Source organism: Streptomyces sp. CA-181903 (assembly GCF_050937075.1).
Lineage (GTDB): Bacteria > Actinomycetota > Actinomycetes > Streptomycetales > Streptomycetaceae > Streptomyces.
This window is the reverse complement of the sequence record NZ_JBNJLY010000001.1, coordinates 3,955,309-3,970,706: the sequence shown is the minus strand read 5'-3', so window position 1 is coordinate 3,970,706 and position 15,398 is coordinate 3,955,309. Positions and strand designations below refer to the sequence as shown.

The following is a 15,398-nucleotide window of genomic DNA, read 5'->3' as shown; positions in this document are numbered from 1 at the left end:
ACCCGCCGGCGACGACCGGCGTTCGACCGGCACCGCTTCCGACGCAGGCCCGGTCCCCGAACATAGCGGCCCCCACCCCCGGCACCCTGCCGTTCACCACCCGAATCCCGCAGTTCTCGGCGCGGCTTGCACCCGTACGAGTGAGAGCGCGTGCGTCTCCCGTCCGTACGCGCTCCACGGGCGAGCCGCGCCCGAGCGATGCGTTCCGGGTTCCGGGGCCTTGGCACCCGGCCTTCCGGTGCGGCCGTCCAACGCGGCCATCGGATTGGGCCGTTCAGTCCGGCCGTTCGGTGTGACCGTTCCGTGCGGCCGTTCAGTACGCCAGCCGGCTGCCGCCGCCCGTCGATCCGGTGGCCGCGCTCTGCTCGACCAGGACGTCGACGACCGAGGCCACGTCCGGCAGCCAGGGCCGCGCCCCCGCGCCCGCTCCGCCGGCGGCCCGCCCGCCCGGCCGGCCGACGCGGTTCCGCCCTGGCGTCGCCCCGGAGGACGGTGCTCCGACGGGCTGCGGCGTCCGCTCCCAGCGGGCCCGGCCGGGGCCCGTGGTGGACGGGGGGAGGACGACGTAGCCGCCGTCGCCGTGAAAGCGGAGCGAACCGGGCACCCACTCCTGGTTGTGCAGCAGTTCGCCGAGGACCTCCAGCGAGTAGGGCACCACCAGGAGCGTCCAGCGCGTCGGCGTGGCCACCACCGGGCCGAGGCGCACGCCCGCGCGGTCGAAGGCCGCCAGCGCGCGCGCCCCGGCGATCGCGGGGAGGCTCACGGCGCTCGCCGCGCGCCCTCCGGTGGCGAGGACGATCGGCGCCTCCGGGCGGTTGGTCCACCACCAGCGGACCATCCGCGCGTCCGTGGTGGCCGCCAGCAGCCCGGGGTCGAACGGGTGGGCGCCCGGTACCGCGCAGTCCGGGTGGGCGCAGCCGCATTCGCGCACGCGGCCGATGCCGGGCCGGAGGCCCACACCGGGGAGTACGGGCCACTGCCACTCCGTGGCGTAGGTCAGGGCCGCGGTGACCACCGCGGACCGGCCGGGCCGCCGGAGCGAGAGCTTGCGTCGCCTTCCGAGGATCTCGCGCATGAGCGCTCGTTCCTTTCCGTGAACGCCGAAGGTGGGCCCCGGTCGGAGACCAGGGCCGTCAGGGCACTGCATTCGTTGCTTCAGGGCACTGCATTCGTTGCAGGTGCAGCACTGCGTGTCGCATTACATGGCACTACGGGCGCCGCTTCGCGCGGCACTCGACGCGCCGCCGCGCTTCATGGTCGGCGCACCACATGGATCACAGGTCACTGCGCGTACAACGCAGCGCATCACGCCTGGGGCCGAGCGTGAAACATGGCGGAGGGTGGCGCACGCATGGCGCTTGGTGCTGGGGCCGGTACGCCCCTCGCCCACGGCATGGGTTCCCCCATGCCACTCGGGGACGGGCACGGCCGTTGCCGGGTAAGACGCCCGGGCCTTCCGCCGGGTTCCGGGGCGCCCCCAACTCCCCCTGCCCTTCCTCAAGTACGTACCCACCGCGGTGGCGGTGACGCGCTGTCGAGCACGGCCAGTCGACCGCAATTCGGCGAGCACGGCACTATTTTCCGGCCAACTTCAAAACCCCTCAGACACCATCATTCCCACTGGTCCAATGCTGGACATCGCCTCACCGGGGCGTGTACATGTGGAGTCACCGATAGCGCGCACCACGACAGGGGGTTTGCGGTGCTATTCCATGGAACACGCAGGCTGACGGGCCGGTCGAATCCGTACGCCGGAGCTCTGCGGGCGCCCTCCGGGGCGGACCCCGGGGCCGCCTCCGCACGGGTCCGGCGGAGCAGACGGCCATGAGCGCCCCCCACCTCCCGAAAGTGGCCGGAATCGATCCGTCCCTCCCCGCCCCGGCCGTGGCTTCTGCTTCCGCCGCGTGCCCCGCGAACGCCGCCACCTCCCCCCTCACCGGCACCACGGACCCGTCCGCCACCACGGACCTGTCCTCCACCACGGAACCGTCCGGCCCCACGTCTCCCCCGAGCACCGGCGTCCCCCGCGGCCCCCAGCGCCCTGACGGCCTCGTCCAGGACCGGCTCGCCGGCTGGGTCTCGGACCTCACCACGCTCCAGGAACTCACCGAGCGCCTCACCCGCACCACGGACCTGGACGAAGCACTGCGTGAACTCCTGCGCGCCGGCGCCACCCTCCTGGGCGCCGGCCGCGGCCTGGTCACCCTCCACCCGGTCGACGACACCGGCCGTACGGCGACCGCCACACTCGGGCTCGGCCGCGCGGATCTGGGCCACTTGGAGACCATTCCACACGTAACGGATGCAGTAGACGCACCGGGTGCGCCGGATGTCTCGTACGGCTCGCAGAGCCCGAACGCCTCGTACGACTCCCAGAGCCCGAACGCCTCGTACGGTCCGCGGAGCCTGAACGGGCCGCAGGTCCCGCCGCACACCTCACACGTCTCACACGCACCCTCGTCCCCCTCCTCTCCTTCCTCACCCTCCTCGCGTCCGTCGCCCCCCGCGCCTGCCCCCTGCGCCGCGTCCCACCCGTACGTTCACCTCCTGGAGGGACTGCCGCCCGTCGGCTCCCGCTCCGGCACCGCCCGCCCCGACATCCCCGGGGAGGAGGACCTGGACCCCCGGCACCGCGAGGTCGCGGCCCGGCTCGGGTACGCCGCGAGCTACGCGATGCCGCTGGACGCCGCCTCGCCCACCCCTGTCCAGGAAGCTCCCGCTCAGGAACCCCCTGCTCAGGAGGCTTCCGCCCAGGACGTCCCCGGCCGAGCCGACCCCGCCGAGCCCCCGCCGGACCGCCGGATCGGCGCCGCCGTCTGGCTCTACGACGAGCCGGCCGAGCCCACCGAGCGCCAGCGGCGGCTCGCCGCCCGCTACTGCGCCCACGCGGCCGGGCACCTGGCCCGGCTGCTGGAGCTCGGCCGCGCCCGCGCGGCCCTGGCCGCGCTCCACGACGAACTGCTGCCCGGCCGGCTGCCGCGCGTGGCCGGGATCCGGCTCGCGGTGCGGCACCGCACCGGCCCGCGCGGCGGCGGCGACTGGTACGACGCGCTTCCCCTCCCCGAGGGCGCGCTCGGCCTCGCCGTCGGCGGGATCACCGGCTCCGGCCCGTCCGCCGTCGCGGCGACCGGCCGGCTGCGGGCGTCCCTGCGGGCGTACGCGGTGATGGAGGGCGAGGATCCGGTCGCCGTCCTCTCCGACCTGGAACTCCTGCTGCGGCTGACCGAGCCCGCCCGCTCCGCCACCGCCCTCTTCGCCTACTGCGACCCGGCCGGCCGCAAGGTCGTCATCGCCGCGGCGGGCCACTGCTCGCCGCTGATCATCGGCGACCACCGCACCGAGTACGTGGAAACCTCGCTCTCCGCGCCGCTGGGCATGCTGGCCTGCTGGGAGGCGCCCAGCGTCGAGATCGAACCGGCGCCGGGCGAGACGCTCCTGCTCTACAGCGACGGACTGCTGCACCGGACCGGCGACGCGATGGACCGGGCGTTCGCCCGGCTGCACGCGGCGGCGGCGAGCGTCCCCCGGGCGGCGCGGCGGGATCCGGAGGCGGTGGCCGACCACATCCTCCGCACGGTCCTGCCGGAGGACACCGAGGCCACGGCCGCCCGCGGCCGGGGCTCAGGCGACGGAACGGACGCGTCCGGCGGATATGACGAACTCCGCTCCGGTGAGGACGTCGTCCTCCTGGTGGCACACTTCGACTGATCCCATCCGGTTCGTCCGGTTGCGAATCCGGACGTATGCCCCTCTTCCGGCCGCCTCCGGCGCTCCTCCGCCCACCTACGATGGGGGGCGGCCCCGTTCGAGGAGGAAAGCATGACCGAGCAGCCCGCGCCCGAGAACCCCGAAGGCGACGAGCCGATCAAGCAGCGGAAGAACGGCCTCTACCCGGCCGTCTCCGACGAGCTCGCCGAGAACATGAAGAGCGGCTGGGCCGACACCGAGCTGCACGACCTGCGGCCGATACCCCAGGCCGAGGAGACGGCGCGGCGCCGCGCCGAGCTCTCCGCGCGCTTCCCGGGCGAGCGCCTGGTGATCCCCGCGGGCAACCTCAAGACCCGCTCGAACGACACCGAGTACGCCTTCCGCGCCTCGACCGAGTACGCGTACCTCACCGGCGACCAGACGCAGGACGGCGTCCTGGTCCTGGAGCCGACGGCGGACGGCCACGACGCCACGCTGTACCTGCTGCCGCGCTCGAACCGTGAGAACGGCGAGTTCTGGCTCGACGGCATGGGCGAGCTGTGGGTCGGCCGCCGGAACAGCCTCACCGAGGGCGAGCGGCTCTACGGCCTGCCCTGCGCCGACGTGCGCGAGCTGGCCGACGCCCTCGCCAAGGCCACCGGCCCGGTCCGCGCCGTCCGCGGCCACGACGCCGGCATCGAGGCGGCGCTGACCGACAAGGTCACCGCCGAGCGCGACGAGGAACTGCGGATCTTCATCAGCGAGCAGCGGCTCGTGAAGGACGCCTTCGAGGTCGCCGAGCTGCAGAAGGCCGTCGACTCGACCATCCGGGGCTTCGAGGACGTCGTGAAGGTCCTCGACAAGGCGGAGGCCACTTCCGAGCGCTACATCGAGGGGACGTTCTTCCTCCGCGCCCGCGTGGAGGGCAACGACATCGGCTACGGCTCCATCTGCGCCGCCGGCCCGCACGCCACCACCCTGCACTGGGTGCGCAACGACGGCCCGGTCCGCGCCGGCGAGCTCCTGCTGCTCGACGCGGGCGTGGAGACCCACACCCTCTACACCGCCGACGTCACCCGGACGCTGCCGATCAACGGCACGTACACCGACCTCCAGCGCAAGATCTACGACGCCGTGTACGAGGCGCAGGAGGCCGGCATCGCCGCGGTCAAGCCGGGCGCGAAGTTCCGCGACTTCCACGACGCCGCCCAGCGCGTCCTCGCCGAGAAGCTCGTCGAGTGGGGCCTGGTCGAGGGCCCGGTCGAGCGCGTCCTGGAGCTCGGCCTGCAGCGCCGCTGGACGCTGCACGGCACCGGCCACATGCTCGGCATGGACGTCCACGACTGCGCGGTCGCCCGCACCGAGGCGTACGTGGACGGCGTCCTGGAGCCCGGCATGGTCCTGACGGTCGAGCCCGGCCTCTACTTCCAGGCCGACGACCTGACCGTGCCCGAGGAGTACCGCGGCATCGGCGTCCGCATCGAGGACGACATCCTCGTCACGGAGGACGGCAACCGGAACCTGTCCGCCGGCCTGCCCCGGACGTCCTCGGACGTCGAGGCGTGGATGGCCCGGCTGAAGGGCTGAGCCCCGGCTGTACCGGCGCGGCGGCGCGGCCCGGCGGGAGTTTCCCGCACCGGGCTGCGCCGCCGCCGTTTCACAGCGCCATGAGCGCGCCGTTCGCCTCGGCCCGGACGTCCCGGAGCGGGCGGAGCGCGAGGCGCATCAGGACGAGGGCGTTGTCGTCCCCGGCGATGCGGTTGGCGCTCAGTTCGCCGCAGGAGCGGCACTCGTGGATGATCAACCACTCGCCGTCCGGGCGGACGGACAGGCTCAGCGCCTCCATCCGGCCCCGGCAGGCCGCGGCCCGGTCACCCGGCACGCGTCCGTCGACGTGCAGGCTGACCAGGCAGTGCGGGCAGTGGTTGCGATGTGCGGTGCCCGGTGCGGCAAGGGGCACGCCGAGCCGGCAGCCCACGCACCGGAAGTCGGCCGCCCGGTGGCCGCCCTGTCCGTGCAGGACGTCCTTGCGGCGCTGCGGACGGCGTGAACGCCCGTCGTCCCGCGGGTTCTTGCGTCGCGGCATGTCCGTCTCCTCTCCCTCGCGCCGCTCAGATGTCCCCGAACGCTTCCAACGGGAACGGGGGTTGGGCGAGCGGGCGGACGGCCATCCGCATCAGGATCAGCCGGTTGTCGTCCGCGCGGACGGGAGTGGAGGTGAGCTCGTCACAGCGCACGCAGCGGTGGACGACCATCCAGTCGCCGGTGCGCAGCACCGCGATGGAGATGGGCGTCATCCGGCCGCGGCACTCCGAGGGGCCGCCCTCGACGTGGTCGACGACGTGCCGGGAGTGCAGGCAGGACGGGCAGTGGTCGCGCCGGCGGCCGTCGGCCGCGAGGGCGGAGACGGTCAGGCCGCAGTGGACGCACGTGAAGGTGTCGGTGCTGCCGAAGCCGGTGGCGGTACGGGCGTGGGTGGATTCGCTCCGGTGAGCGTGGTCGTGGTGGTGGGTGGACACCCGGGGTCTCCTCGCTGGGAAGTTCTCGCTGTCAGCAGGAGGGGGCCGAGCGGTCCTCGGGGCGTTTCGCGGGTCACGCGGCGCGGTGAGGGGCGCTCGGCGCGGGCCGGGTCGTCATACACACCTCTTCTTTCGGGCTTCGGGGCCGGGCCCCGGCGGATACGGGCGGAACGTAGCAGCGGGCGTTCCACCGTCGCCAGCGGATTTCCGCGGGCGCGGGTCGGGGTGGGGGGTGCCCCAGTCCCACCCTTTCGCCGTTTCCTGGGGCTGCGCCCCAGACCCCCTTTCACGGCTTCGCCGCTCGTCCTCAAACGCCGGACGGGCTGAGGGGTGCCCACCCGCGCACATTCTTCGGCCGCCGATGTCGAGAATCCCCGTCCTGCTCCGTCCCCGGTGTGGACGCGGTCACAATGGGCCGCACCAGCACCGAGGAGAACGACGATGGCCAAGTACCTGCTGCTGAAGCACTACCGCGGCGCCCCGGCTCCGGTGAACAACGTGCCCATGGATCAGTGGACGCCGGAGGAGATCTCGGCGCATGTGTGGTTCATGCACGACTTCGCGGCCCGGCTGGAGGAGACCGGGGAGTTCGTCGACGGGAACGCGCTCGCGCCCGAGGGGGAGTGGGTGCGTTACGACGGGGAAGGGCGGCCGCCGGTGACCGACGGGCCGTTCGCCGAGACCAAGGACCTGATCGCCGGCTGGATGATCATCGACGTCGACAGTCACGAGCGGGCCGTCGAGCTGGCCGGGGAACTGTCGGCCGCGCCGGGGGCCGGCGGGAAGCCGATTCACGAGTGGCTGGAGGTGCGGCCGGTGATGACGGCGACGCCTGCCATCACCGAGTGCCATTGATGGACGAGGTCCTGCTCAGGAGCCTCACCCCGCGCGTCCTCGCCGTCCTCGGCCGCCGCGGAGCCGACTTCGCGGCGGCCGAGGACGCCGTGCAGGACGCGCTGGTCGAGGCACTGCGGGTCTGGCCGGACGATCTGCCGCGGGACGCCAAAGGGTGGCTGGTCACCGTGGCGTGGCGGAAGTTCCTCGACGCGACGCGGGCCGACGCCGCCCGCCGGTGGCGGGAGGGGCGCGTCGAGGAGGAGCCGCCGCCCGGACCCGCGCCCGCGGTGGACGACACGCTCCGGCTCTACTTCCTCTGCGCGCACCCGTCGCTGACGCCGTCGTCAGCGGTCGCGCTCACGCTGCGTGCCGTCGGCGGGCTGACCACGCGGCAGATCGCCCGTGCCTACCTGGTGCCCGAGGCGACGATGGCCCAGCGGATCAGCCGGGCCAAGCGCACCGTCTCCGGTGTGCGGTTCGACCGCCCCGGCGACGTCGCCACCGTGCTGCGCGTCCTCTACCTGGTCTTCAACGAGGGCTACTCCGGCGACGTCGACCTCGCCGCCGAGGCGATCCGGCTCACCCGGCAGCTCGCGGCCGCCGTCGACCACCCGGAAGTGGCCGGGCTGCTCGCGCTCATGCTGCTCCACCACGCCCGGCGCGCCGCCCGGACCGCGCCCGACGGGAGTCTGGTGCCGCTCGCCGAGCAGGACCGCGGCCGGTGGGACACCGCGCTGATCGCCGAGGGCGTCGCGATCCTGCAGGCGGCCCTGGCCCGCGACCGGCTCGGCGAGTTCCAGGCCCAGGCCGCCATCGCCGCGCTGCACGCGGACGTGCCGGCCGCCGAGGAGACCGACTGGGCGCAGATCGTCGAGTGGTACGACGAGCTCATGCGTCTGACCGACAGCCCGGTCGTCCGGCTCAACCGCGCGGTGGCCGTCGGGGAGGCCGACGGGCCGCGCGCCGGCCTGGCGGCGCTCGCGGCGTTGGACGCCTCTTCCCCAGGCTCTCGGCTTCGCTCGAGCGGGGAGACCCCATCCCCCGGTACACCGCGGTGGCGGCGTACCTCCACGAGCGCGACGGCGACCCGGTGACGGCGGCGCGGCTGTACGCCGAGGCGGCCCTCAAGGCGCCCACGCTCGCCGAGCGCGATCATCTGACGCGCCGGGCCGCCCGGCTCAACGCCCGTCGGGGCCGCTGATCCCGGATCCCTCTCGCTCGATGTCAGGTCCCCGGCACACGGCCCGGCGCGCGACCGCCGGTCCGGCGAGGTTGGCGCCCCCGCCCGCGCCCGCGCTCCTCGCCGCGACCGCAGCGGTCAGGACGCCTTCAGCAGCGCGTCCTCGCGCCATTTGAGGATCTTGTCGAAGGTGACGACCGCCCCCTGCCGCCCCGGGCGGTTGCGGACATGGACGTGGTCGGTGAGGGACTCGATGAGGAACAGGCCCCGGCCGTGCTCGTCGTGGGCGGAGGCGGGGGTGTGGGCGGGGGCCGGAGCGGAGGTTCGCGCTTCGGCGCGGTGCGGGAGGCGGCGGGGCGCCCTGAGACCCGTAGCGCACGGAGCACCCGTAGCACCCGAGGGGCCTGCGGAGCTCGTGGGATTCGTGGCGCTCACGGGCTTCGTGGGGCTCGCGGAGGGGTGGCGAAGCCCGGGCCCGAGTCGGTGACCTCGATGCGACAGGTGTCCCCGTCGATGCGGGCCGTCACCCGGTAGCCGGTGGACTCGTCACCGCCGTGCTCGACGGCGTTGGCACACGCCTCACTGAGGGCGACCGCCAGGTCGTAGGCCGTTTCGGGGTCGACACCGGCCGTCTCCATCGCACCGACCAGCAGCCGCCGGGCGAGCGGAACGCTCGCAGCCTCGCGCCGCAAATGGAGTGACCACCAGATGCTCATGCTCAGCCTCCCGGCCGCGGCTCGACATACCGATACCTATAGCCGTGCGCGACACGTGGTAAGCCTGCCGGGCGTGAGAGTCCGCTCATTCGGCGGATGCGACAGGACGGCGCATTGGGGTATGCGGTGGACCCTGCCGTGAGGAGGGCGTGCGTCCGGTGGGATGATGGCGCGGCCATGCCTCACCCCGTCGCGCGCGCCGGCGCCGATCTGCGACTGCTCCGGGCCGCGGTGTTCACCGCGGTCTGCGTTCTGCTGTCCGCGGCCGGGCACGCGCTGGCGTCCTGCGCGCCCGTCCCGGTGTGGACACTGGCGGCGGGCTTCGCGGTGGTGTTCGGGCTCGTCGCGCCGCTGGCCGGGCGGGAGCGCTCGCTGCCGGGGATCGCGGCCTGTCTGGCGGTGGGCCAGGTGGCGCTGCACGCGCTGTTCGCCGTGGGCCAGCGCGGCCCGGAGGCGTCCCCGCGCACCGGACACGACGGGCCCCTGGTCTCCTTCGCCGGCCGGCTGCTGTGCAATCAGCGGCCCCCGGCCTCCCCGGCCGAGGCGCGCCGGATCCTCACCGACGCCGGGCTCGGCGCCTCGGCCCCGACAGCCCCGACGGCCCCGGCGGCCCAGGACGTCCACGGCGGCAACGGGCCGTGGGACGCCGTCGCACACGTCCTGATGCCCTCGCCCACCATGCTGCTCGGCCATCTGCTCGCGGCCCTGGCCGTCGGCTGGCTGCTGTGGCGCGGCGAGGCGGCGCTGTGGCGCCTGGTGCGGCTGTCGGAGCGGCCCGCGCGCGTCGTCGTGGAGGCCGCGCTGGTCCGCGCGCTGCGCGCGGCGGCGGGGCTCGTCCGCGCCCTCCTGGCCGGTGTCCTGCGGCGGCCGGTGGTCCTCGCGCGCCGGGCGGGCGGGGACGACGAGCGCCCGGCGCGCGAGCCGGAGCTGCACCACGTCGTGATCAGGCGGGGCCCGCCGCGGTTCGCCCTCGCGGCCTGAGCACGCGTCGCACTCCGTCCGCCGCACGGCGGGAGGGCGGACGCGTGGTGGCCGTACGCGTGCCACCTCATCCGCCCCCTCCTGCACAGGGAGTGTTTTCGCATGAACGCCAAGACCACGATGACCGCTGCCCGCCCCCGCTTCGGCACCCGCGCCGGCCGCCTCGCCGCCGTCGGCACCGCCGCCGCGGCCGGGGTGCTGTTCCTCGCCGGGCCCGCCTCGGCGCACGTCAGCGTGCAGCCCGGGACCGCCGAGAAGGGCGGCTACAGCACGATCTCCGTCAAGGTGCCGAACGAGAAGGACAACGCCTCGACGGTCAAGGTCGAGCTGGCCCTCGATCCCAAGCACCCACTCGTCTCCGTGATGCCACAGGCGGTGCCGGGCTGGGACGTGAAGGTCGAGAAGACCAAGCTGGACAAGCCGGTGCGGATGCACGGCAAGTCCATCGACGAGGCCGTCAGCAAGGTCGTCTGGACCGGCGGCAAGATCGAGCCCGGGAACTTCCAGCAGTTCCCGCTGTCGGTCGGACAGCTGCCCACCGACACCGACGAGCTGGTCTTCAAGGCGCTCCAGACGTACTCCGACGACGACGTGGTGCGCTGGATCGACCCGTCGAAGCCGGGCGGCGAGGAGCCCGAGCACCCCGCCCCCGTCCTGAAGCTCGTCGACAAGCCGGCCGCCGGCAAGCCCGCGGACGACGGCAAGAACAACCAGGGCACCGCGACCGCGGCCGTCGACTCCGGCGACGGCGACTCCACCGACACCACCGCCCGCGTCCTCGGCGTCGTCGGCATCGTCGTCGGTGTGGCGGGCGCCGCCTTCGGCGTGTTCGCCGGACGCCGCCGCACGGCGGCCTGACGCACGGAACGGCCAGGGCCGGCGCCGCACCGGGCGGCCGCCGGCCCCCATCCCCGAACCCACACCTGGAGAAGCACTCCATGCGCATGCGTACCAAGACCGCGAGCACGGTGCTGGCCCTCGCCGCCGCGCTCACCCTGTCGGCCTGCGGCGGTTCCGACGACAAGGCGGAGGACAAGCCGATCGCCGACGTGTCCGGCGGCGAGCCGAAGAAGTCGCCGATCACGCTGGACGACGCCAAGGCCAAGCCGGACCTGGTCCTGAAGGACACCTCCGAGAAGCAGTACCAGCTGGTCAAGGAGACCGCGGGCCGGCCCGTGCTGCTCTACTTCGGCTACACCTACTGCCCCGACGTCTGCTCGACGGTGGTGTCCGACATGGCCGCCGCCGCCAAGAAGCTGCCGCAGGCCGACCGCGAGAAGCTGCGGATCGTCTTCGTGACCACCGACCCCGAGCGGGACACCCCCGCCCGGATGCGGAAGTGGCTGGACGCCCAGGGCGGCCAGGACATCGTCGGTCTCACCGGCTCGTTCGACACCATCCAGGCGGCGGCCAAGCCGCTGGGCATCCTGGTCGACAAGCCGAAGAAGGAGAAGGACGGCTCGGTCACCGTCAGCCACGGCGCGCAGGTCGTCGGGTTCTCGCCCAAGGACGACAAGGGCCACTGGCTCTACACGGCCGAGACCACCGCGGACCAGTACGCCAAGGGCCTCCCGAAGATCGTCAAGGGAGAGAACCCCTGATGCGCAAGTCCGTCATCGCCGCGGTGGCGGCCTTCCCGCTGCTGCTGGCCGGCGCGCTGGTGGCCATCGCCAGCACCGGGACCGGCTCCTCCGACCGCCCCGAACTGTCCGTCAGCGGCGCCTACATGCCCCGGCCGGCCATGGACGACATGGCCGCGGCGTACTTCACCGTCAAGAACGACGGCGACTCGACCGACCAGCTCACCGAGGTCACCACGCCGCTCTCCCGCGACGTCACCCTGCACACCACCGACGGCTCGCGGATGAAGCACACCGAGAAGCTGGATGTCCCGGCGAAGGGCAGCCTGTCCCTCACGCACGGCGGCAACCACCTGATGCTGGGCAAGCTCGACCACCTGCCCAAGGTGGGCGAGAAGATCGAGTTCACGCTGCACTTCGCCACGTCCGCGCCGGTGAAGATCAAGGTGCCGGTCGAGGACGCGTCGTACCGGCCCAAGGACTGACGCGGCATGAGCACGACCGTCCGTCGGCTCGGCGGCCTGCTGGGCGCGCTCGCCGCCGCCCTGCTCTGCGTGCTGACCGCCGCGGGCACCGCGTCGGCGCACGCCGCGCTCACCGCCACCGACCCCCGCCAGGGCTCGGTGGTGCCGGAGGCACCGCGCCAGGTCCGGCTCACCTTCTCCGAGGGGGTGCTGCTCGGCGCCGACTCGGTGCGGGTCCTGGACCCCAAGGGCGCGCGCGTCGACGACGGGCGGCCCGCGCACGTCGACGGTCGGTCCGAGACGGCGGCCGTCACCCTGCGGGCCGGGATCGCGAACGGGACGTACACCGTGGCCTGGCAGGCGGTCTCCGCCGACAGCCACCCGGTGGCCGGGGCCTTCACCTTCTCCGTCGGCGCGCCCTCGGCGACCACGGTGAAGGCGGCGGTCAAGGGGACGGACCCGGTGGTCGGGACGCTCTACGACACCGCGCGGTACGCCGCGTACGCGGGCTTCGCGCTGCTCGTCGGCGGCTGCGTGTTCGCCGCCGTGTGCCACACCGGGCGCGGGGTGCGGCGGGTCGCGGTCGGCGGCTGGGTGGCGCTGTTCCTGGCGACGGCGGCGCTGCTGGTGCTGCGCGGCGCCTACACGAGCGGCCGGGGGCCCGGTGCCGTCCTCGACCTCTCGCTGCTCGGGGACGCGCTGTCCAGCCGGCCGGGCGCCGCCCTGCTGACGCGGCTGCTGCTGCTCAGCGCGGCGGCGGTGGTGCTGGCCGTGGTGTTCGGCGAGCACGTCCAACCGACAGTTTCCGGTGAGCGCATTCGGCCGGGGGTTTCCGGCGAACGCACGCGGCCGGGGGTTTCCGGCGAGCGCGCTCGGACGGGTGGCGGGCGGCGGGCGTACGCCTGGGGGCTGGGCGCCGGCGGCGGGCTGGTGGCCGCGGGGCTCGCGGCGACCTGGGCGGCGGCCGAGCACGCCTCGGCCGGCCTCCAGCCCTGGGTGGCCATGCCCGTCGACGTCCTCCACCTGCTCGGCGTCGGCGTGTGGCTCGGCGGACTCGCCGCGCTGCTCGCCGCGTTGGGGACGGAGGAGCCGCTGCCCGGCGACGCGGCCCGCCGGTTCTCCCGGCTGGCCTTCACCGCCGTCTGCATCCTCGTCGCCACCGGGACCTACCAGTCGTGGCGGCAGGTCGGCGGCTGGGCCGCGTTGACCGGTACGGAGTACGGGCGATGGCTGCTGGTCAAGGTGGGGCTGGTGGGGGTGCTGGTCGTCCTGGCGGCGTTCTCGCGGCGCTGGACGGCGCGGCTCACCGACCGGGCGCCGGGCCGCGGGGCGCGCCCCAAGGCCGTACCCGAGAAGACCGGCGAGAAGGCCTGCCAGAAATCCGGCGAGAAGACCGGTGAGAAAGGGGCCGCCGGCGCGTCGCCCGAGCGTGCCGCCCAACTCGCCCGGCAGCGGGCCGCGATGGCCAAGGCCGCCGGGCGGCGGGAGCGCGCCGCGGACGAGGGCCGGTCCGGTCTGCGCCGTACCGTGCTCGCCGAGGCCGCGGTGGCCGTGGTGGTGCTCGCCGTCACCACCGTCCTCACCACCACCCAGCCCGGCCGGGCCGAGACCGAGCAGGAGAGGGCCGGCCGCGCGGCCGGCGGCTCGTCGGCGTCCGCCGCCGGGCCGGTCGAGGCGCGGATCGCGTACGACACCGGGGGGAAGGACGGGCGCGGCACGGCCCGGATCACCGTCGCCCCGGGGCGCTCCGGCGCCAACACCGTCGACGTCACGCTCACGGACCCCGCCGGGCGACCGGTGGACGTCCCCGAGGTGGCGGTTTCGTTCACCGAGAAGGAGAAGGGCATCGGCCCGCTGCGGGCGCCGCTGAAGCGCCTGTCGGCCGGCCGGTCGCGTGCCTCCGGATTCCAGCTGCCCATGGCGGGACGGTGGCAGCTCACCCTGACCGTACGGACCTCCGAGATCGACCAGGTCACCGAGATCGAAGACGTGAAGATCGACTGATGGCTGAGACTGTGATGGCTGAGATGGCTGAGGCTCATGGCTGAGAGTTCCGGCAAGACCAAGACGCAGCGGACCGGCAAGGCCGACGTGAAGGCCGACACCGGCGCCAAGGGCGGTAAGCCCGCCAAGACCGGTAAGGCTGACACGACCGCCAAGACCGGCAAGAAGGCGGAATCCCAAGGCAAGCCGGACGGGCTCTCCCGGCGGCGGCTGCTCGGCACCGCCGGCGCGGTGGGGGCCGGCGGGCTCGTCGTCGGCGGCCTGGGCGGCGCCTCGGTCGCGGAGGCGGTCCGCAAGGACCCCGACCCGCTGTCCGGCGTCGGCTCCGCGACCGTCCCCTTCCACGGCGACCACCAGGCGGGCATCGCCGACCCCGCCCAGGCCCACGGCCACCTGGTGGCCTTCGACCTCGCGCCGGGCGCGGACCGCAAGGCCGCCGCCGCCCTGCTCAGACGCTGGTCGGCGACGGCGGCCGAACTGGCGGAGGGCCGGGCGCCGAAGGGCGACGACACCGGCATCGCGCTGGACGCCGGGCCGTCCTCGCTGACCGTCACCTTCGGCTTCGGCCGCACCTTCTTCGACCGCACGGGTCTGGCCGACCGGCGGCCCGCCGCCCTCGAACCACTGCCCGCCTTCACCCAGGACGCCCTCGACCCCAAGCGCGGCGACGGCGACCTCTGGGTGCAGATCGGCGCCGACGACGCGCTCGTCGCGTTCCACGCGCTGCGGCTGCTCCGCAAGCAGGCCGGCGACGCCGTCCGGCCGCGCTGGGAGATGAGCGGCTTCAACCGCACCCCCGGCGCCACCCCGCGCCCGATGACCCAGCGCAACCTGATGGGCCAGGTCGACGGCACCAACAACCCCAAGCCCACGGACCCGGACTTCGAGGAGAAGATCTTCGTCCCGCGCGACCACAAGGGCCCCGACGCCTGGATGGCGGGCGGCTCGTACGCGGTGGTGCGGCGCATCCGGATGCTGCTGGACACCTGGGACAACCTGCCGCTGGAGCGCCAGGAACGGGTGATAGGCCGCCGCAAGTCGGACGGCGCCCCGCTGTCCGGCGGCGGCGAGACGACCCCCGTCGACCTGGAGAAGATCGGACCGGACGGCGGGCTGGCCATCGCCGGTGACGCCCACATCCGCGTCGCCGCGCCCTCCGCCAACCGGGGCGCGACGATGCTGCGCCGCGCCTTCTCGTACCACGACGGTTTCCGCGACGACGGCGCCCCGGACGCCGGACTGCTGTTCGTCGCCTGGCAGGCGGACCCGATGAAGGGGTTCGTGCCGGTGCAGCGGAAGCTCGACCGGGGGGACGGGCTGTCGCGCTTCCTGCGGCACGAGGCGAGCGGGCTGTTCGCGGTGCCGGGCGGCTGCGCCGAGGGCGAGTACGTGGGGCAGCGGCTGCTGGAGGGGTAGTCGGGGGCGGTGCG

12 protein-coding genes and 2 pseudogenes are annotated in these 15,398 nt (G+C 74.1%); 10 read left to right on the top strand and 4 right to left on the bottom strand.

Annotation, left to right across the window (positions count from 1 at the left end):
* Positions 1-313: 313 nt before the first annotated feature.
* Positions 314-1,075: a bifunctional DNA primase/polymerase gene (locus ACQEVS_RS17760; RefSeq protein ID WP_433021538.1), complete on the bottom strand. Its 762-nt coding sequence runs from the start codon at positions 1,073-1,075 to the stop codon at positions 314-316.
* 749 nt (positions 1,076-1,824) lie between these two features.
* Here ACQEVS_RS17760 and ACQEVS_RS17755 point away from each other — a divergent pair.
* Positions 1,825-3,708, top strand: coding sequence for a PP2C family protein-serine/threonine phosphatase (locus tag ACQEVS_RS17755; RefSeq protein WP_433021536.1), 1,884 nt, complete (start codon positions 1,825-1,827; stop codon positions 3,706-3,708).
* A gap of 111 nt (positions 3,709-3,819) precedes the next feature.
* The gene (locus ACQEVS_RS17750) at positions 3,820-5,274 is read left to right on the top strand and encodes an aminopeptidase P family protein (RefSeq protein WP_433021534.1); all 1,455 of its coding nucleotides are present in this window, start codon (positions 3,820-3,822) and stop codon (positions 5,272-5,274) included.
* Positions 5,275-5,344: 70 nt separating this feature from the next.
* Here ACQEVS_RS17750 and ACQEVS_RS17745 read toward each other — a convergent pair whose 3' ends face one another.
* Positions 5,345-5,773, bottom strand: coding sequence for an RNHCP domain-containing protein (locus ACQEVS_RS17745; protein WP_433021532.1), 429 nt, complete (start codon positions 5,771-5,773; stop codon positions 5,345-5,347).
* Between the two features lie 25 nt (positions 5,774-5,798).
* On the bottom strand, positions 5,799-6,206 hold the full coding sequence (locus ACQEVS_RS17740) for an RNHCP domain-containing protein (RefSeq protein ID WP_433021530.1): 408 nt from the start codon (positions 6,204-6,206) through the stop codon (positions 5,799-5,801).
* A gap of 441 nt (positions 6,207-6,647) precedes the next feature.
* On the opposite strand from ACQEVS_RS17740, the gene ACQEVS_RS17735 reads away from it, so the two are divergent.
* Together ACQEVS_RS17735 and ACQEVS_RS17730 are read left to right on the top strand one after the other, a co-directional pair.
* Positions 6,648-7,061, top strand: coding sequence for a YciI family protein (locus ACQEVS_RS17735; RefSeq protein WP_433021528.1), 414 nt, complete (start codon positions 6,648-6,650; stop codon positions 7,059-7,061).
* Positions 7,061-8,244 (top strand): annotated as a pseudogene (locus ACQEVS_RS17730) (RNA polymerase sigma factor). Before ACQEVS_RS17735 ends, ACQEVS_RS17730 begins: the two are co-directional and overlap by 1 nt.
* Before the next feature lie 117 nt (positions 8,245-8,361).
* Here ACQEVS_RS17730 and ACQEVS_RS17725 read toward each other — a convergent pair.
* Positions 8,362-8,939 (bottom strand): annotated as a pseudogene (locus tag ACQEVS_RS17725) (ATP-binding protein).
* A 177-nt stretch (positions 8,940-9,116) separates the two neighbouring features.
* Between ACQEVS_RS17725 and ACQEVS_RS17720 the strand changes: the two are divergent.
* The 6 genes from ACQEVS_RS17720 to efeB all read left to right on the top strand — a co-directional run bounded on the left by ACQEVS_RS17720 (position 9,117) and on the right by efeB (position 15,384).
* Entirely contained in the window at positions 9,117-9,920 is an 804-nt protein-coding gene (locus tag ACQEVS_RS17720; protein WP_433021526.1) for a hypothetical protein, read from the top strand.
* 102 nt (positions 9,921-10,022) lie between these two features.
* Positions 10,023-10,778, top strand: a complete 756-nt coding sequence (locus ACQEVS_RS17715) for a YcnI family copper-binding membrane protein (RefSeq protein ID WP_433021524.1) — start codon at positions 10,023-10,025, stop codon at positions 10,776-10,778.
* Positions 10,779-10,858: 80 nt separating this feature from the next.
* Positions 10,859-11,521 (top strand): SCO family protein, encoded by a 663-nt coding sequence (locus ACQEVS_RS17710; RefSeq protein ID WP_004954120.1) that lies wholly within the window; start codon positions 10,859-10,861, stop codon positions 11,519-11,521.
* The gene (locus ACQEVS_RS17705) at positions 11,521-11,985 is read left to right on the top strand and encodes a copper chaperone PCu(A)C (protein ID WP_433021521.1); all 465 of its coding nucleotides are present in this window, start codon (positions 11,521-11,523) and stop codon (positions 11,983-11,985) included. The genes ACQEVS_RS17710 and ACQEVS_RS17705 overlap by 1 nt, the downstream gene beginning before the upstream one ends.
* Before the next feature lie 6 nt (positions 11,986-11,991).
* Positions 11,992-13,968, top strand: coding sequence for a copper resistance protein CopC (locus tag ACQEVS_RS17700; RefSeq protein ID WP_433021519.1), 1,977 nt, complete (start codon positions 11,992-11,994; stop codon positions 13,966-13,968).
* Between the two features lie 36 nt (positions 13,969-14,004).
* A complete protein-coding gene (gene efeB, locus ACQEVS_RS17695) occupies positions 14,005-15,384 on the top strand; it encodes an iron uptake transporter deferrochelatase/peroxidase subunit (RefSeq protein ID WP_433021517.1) in 1,380 nt (459 codons plus the stop codon).
* The last annotated feature ends 14 nt before the right edge of the window (positions 15,385-15,398 follow it).

Excerpts from the sequence above, each read along its gene's own strand:
- ACQEVS_RS17760 (WP_433021538.1), bottom strand. The coding sequence starts at position 1,075 with ATGCGCGAGATCCTCGGAAGGCGACGCAAGCTCTCGCTCCGGCGGCCC.
- ACQEVS_RS17755 (WP_433021536.1), top strand. The coding sequence starts at position 1,825 with ATGAGCGCCCCCCACCTCCCGAAAGTGGCCGGAATCGATCCGTCCCTC.
- ACQEVS_RS17750 (WP_433021534.1), top strand. The coding sequence starts at position 3,820 with ATGACCGAGCAGCCCGCGCCCGAGAACCCCGAAGGCGACGAGCCGATC.
- ACQEVS_RS17745 (WP_433021532.1), bottom strand. The coding sequence starts at position 5,773 with ATGCCGCGACGCAAGAACCCGCGGGACGACGGGCGTTCACGCCGTCCG.
- ACQEVS_RS17735 (WP_433021528.1), top strand. The coding sequence starts at position 6,648 with ATGGCCAAGTACCTGCTGCTGAAGCACTACCGCGGCGCCCCGGCTCCG.
- ACQEVS_RS17720 (WP_433021526.1), top strand. The coding sequence starts at position 9,117 with ATGCCTCACCCCGTCGCGCGCGCCGGCGCCGATCTGCGACTGCTCCGG.
- ACQEVS_RS17715 (WP_433021524.1), top strand. The coding sequence starts at position 10,023 with ATGAACGCCAAGACCACGATGACCGCTGCCCGCCCCCGCTTCGGCACC.
- ACQEVS_RS17710 (WP_004954120.1), top strand. The coding sequence starts at position 10,859 with ATGCGCATGCGTACCAAGACCGCGAGCACGGTGCTGGCCCTCGCCGCC.
- ACQEVS_RS17705 (WP_433021521.1), top strand. The coding sequence starts at position 11,521 with ATGCGCAAGTCCGTCATCGCCGCGGTGGCGGCCTTCCCGCTGCTGCTG.
- ACQEVS_RS17700 (WP_433021519.1), top strand. The coding sequence starts at position 11,992 with ATGAGCACGACCGTCCGTCGGCTCGGCGGCCTGCTGGGCGCGCTCGCC.
- efeB (WP_433021517.1), top strand. The coding sequence starts at position 14,005 with ATGGCTGAGAGTTCCGGCAAGACCAAGACGCAGCGGACCGGCAAGGCC.